Here is a 3,083-nt window from a genome sequence, read left to right as displayed (position 1 = left end):
TCCTTAGACACGGAGAAACTCCCTACAGCCGTTCCGGCAGCTTTTGCGGCGCTCTCGATCCCGACCTCACCCCCGAAGGCAAACAAATGGCAGAAGCCTTTGCCGCAGCCTATGCTGGGATCCCTTGGCAAGCTCTCTACGTCAGCCCAATGCGGCGCGCCTTGGCTACCCTAAGCCCCCTGGCCGAGAAAGTTGGCTTGGAGATGCAGATTCGAGAGGGCCTAAGAGAAATTCACTACGGCGAGTGGGAGGGCAAAACCCACGCTGAGGCGCAAGAAGCCTACCCAGAAGCCTATTGGCGCTGGATGACCGAGCCGGCCTGGAACGCGCCCCCAGGGGGAGAAACCGCCGTGCAAATTGCCAATCGGGCCATGCCGGTTGTGGCCGAGATCCAGGAAAAATGGACAGGCGGCCACGTCTTGATCGTCTCCCACAAGGCCACCATTCGGGTTATTCTCTGCAGCCTGCTGGGCATCGACCTGGGTCGCTACCGGGATCGCATTGAGGTTTTGGCCGCCTCGGTCAGCGTGGTCAAGTTCGACCGCTATGGCCCCCTTCTGGAAATCTTAGGGGAACGCAGTTATCTGCCTTCCGATCTGCGGGAAAGGGCAGGTACCTAATTGTTAGAGGGAGCAAGGTTTAGGATTCTTGAGGTCTTTTGGGTCTCTTTTTGAGGGAGCAATCATGGGCAAAAAACTGGGATTAGCACTGGGCAGCGGCGGAGCGAGGGGATGGGCTCATATTGGTGTGATTCGAGCTCTAGAGCGGGCTGGGATCTCCGTTGACTACATTGCCGGGACGAGCATTGGCGCTTTTGTGGGAGCCATTTATGCAGCGGGAGAACTGGATGAGCTGGAAGACTTTGTGCGAGATCTCAACTGGAAGATGATCCTGTCTTTGTTTGATGTGGTCTTTCCCACCTGTGGCCTGCTGGATGGCAACAAAATTTATGAGCTGCTGACAGAACATTTGCAAGAGCTGTGTATTGAAGAGGCCGGGATCCCCTTTTGCTGTGTGGCTACCGACTTGATCACAGGCTAGGAGGTGCTGTTGCGTTCGGGCAAAATGGCAGATGCCGTGCGGGCCAGCATCTCTATCCCAGGGATCTTTACACCCTTTTACTACGAAGGGCGCTATCTCGGAGATGGAGGCATTGTCAATCCGGTGCCGGTGCGAGTGGTGCGGGAGATGGGGGCCGATGTTGTTGTTGCGGTCAATCTCAACCATGTGGATCCCGCGGATGTGGAGTCGCAACTGGAAGAAACAGAGGTGGAAGAAACCCTTCAACGGCGACAGCGCTTGAATGCTGAAGGAGAAGTGATCGAAGAAGAAACCAACTTCATCACCCGCATTCGCAAACGCTATCAATCCCTACAACAAGGGATCCAAGAAAAAATTAGCAAATGGTTTCCAGATGAGCCCTCTGGTCCCAATATTTTCGACGTTATTGGCAAGACGTTGAACGTGATGGAGCAAATCGTTACCCGCAGTGTTTTAGCCGAACATCCGCCGGATTTGCTCTTACAACCCAAGCTGAGCCAGTATGGGATCTTCGATTTTCATCAAGCAGATCCGATTATTCAGGAGGGCTATCGACAAATGCGGCGGGCCATTCCAGAATTGCGACAAAAGTTGGAGCAGTGAACCACCACTTCTTCAGCAGTTTAACCTAAAGCTTTGCAAGGATCTGCGCCCAAGCTTTCCAAACAATCTCAGATGGATCCTGCTATCAAAATGGGCCTGAAGCTCACTCAATTGGGATAAATTGCAACAGCGATCCCGTGTGGATGAGATGGGCCGGGGCAGATTTTCCATCCTGGTCGGGATGGGCCAGCAGCACACAGCGATCTTGAGGGGTGAGGTCAAACTTGACAGAGGGATCAGGTTCTCTTTCCAGTGGAGGGCTGAGCTGGGGATCCCCGACAAAAGTAAGTCGTGCCAACACGGTCAGCAGGTGATCTTGATGGGCCAGGTCTGACCCAAAAGGAGTCCGCTCTTGTAACGTAACAAGTGCTACCGGGTAACCTTCTCGCATCAAGTAGAAGAGGATCCCGGCACAGCGCTCTACAGCTCGCTCCAACTTGTCTCGATGGATCTCGGGCCTCTCTTTCTGGGGCTGCCAGCGGTTTTCAAAACAGAGGGTGATGGCCTGGGCTCGTGGACGCTCCAACTCCCGCACGATCAGTTGGTCCCGTTTGGCCGAGATCTTCCAGTGGACAGAACGCACATCGTCGTGGGGTCGGTAGGGCCGTAAGCTCAGGTAGTCTCCCTCTCGACCAGGCTGGGGGCGCAATTGGTTGCCGCTGCTGAGCTGATCCCACAGCGCCAATCCTTGAACCGGGGCGAGCCGCGGAAACACGATCACCGTTTGGGGATCCCTAATCTCTACCGCCTTGCGGAAGAGTTCAAATGGGAAGCTGGTGGCAACTTCAAAACCCTGCAACTGCCAGGCTCCCCGCCTTGAAAAAGTATGCTGGTAAAAAGTGTCCACCTTGGCACCGGGATCCACCCGCAAAACATAGCTGGAAGGCCAATCTTCCCGCCTCAGCCCCTCAATGCGTTCGCTCACCTGCAACGAGAAGCTGGGCAGGCGCCGTTTGCGATTGACCAGCGTGAGACCCACCAAGACAGGCTGGCCGGCGAAAATGCGGCTAGGCAACTGCCGGCTGACCTCCAGATCTTTGAGGGTGAGATCAGAGAGGGTACCACTGATGAGAATAAGGCTGAGCAGCATCCCCAGCAACAAGTACAGGGGATTGTTGCCGGTGTTGAAAGCAGCAATACTTACCAACAGGGCGATCCCAACAAACCGCCCCCCAATACGGGTAAAGCGGAAGCGGCGCAGAAAACGAACCTGGCGCCCTGATTTCTGCTCTGAGGAGAAGATCCCCAGGCTTCCCGTCCGTTGAAGCAGTAATGGAACTAGTTTTCGGCTTCGTTTCCACAACACCGCAGTCCCCTCATCACTCCTTCATCCCCGGCCCCTCTCCAAAGGAGAAAGAGGTCTGGAATCTACAAGCTGCTTCAGTGTAATTTGAAATCACCATAACCAGTGCTACGGGCAGGTTTTTTCTGAGAGGATT

General features: G+C 54.8%; 2 protein-coding genes and 1 pseudogene. 2 read left to right on the top strand and 1 reads right to left on the bottom strand.

The genetic code is table 11. From position 1 onward, the window contains the following. A partial coding sequence (locus NW856_RS00075; RefSeq protein WP_414398418.1) for a histidine phosphatase family protein occupies positions 1–620 on the top strand: 620 nt, incomplete at its 5' end. Positions 621–684: 64 nt separating this feature from the next. Continuing rightward, positions 685–1,644: pseudogene (locus tag NW856_RS00070) on the top strand (patatin-like phospholipase family protein). A 103-nt stretch (positions 1,645–1,747) separates the two neighbouring features. Here NW856_RS00070 and NW856_RS00065 read toward each other — a convergent pair. Further along, a complete protein-coding gene (locus tag NW856_RS00065; protein ID WP_414398416.1) occupies positions 1,748–2,791 on the bottom strand; it encodes a DUF58 domain-containing protein in 1,044 nt (347 codons plus the stop codon). Positions 2,792–3,083: the final 292 nt, after the last annotated feature.

The sequence above is a fragment of the Synechococcus sp. R3-13 genome (assembly GCF_047462195.1).
Lineage (GTDB): Bacteria > Cyanobacteriota > Cyanobacteriia > Thermostichales > Thermostichaceae > Thermostichus.
This window is presented reverse-complemented; position numbering and strand designations above follow the sequence as displayed.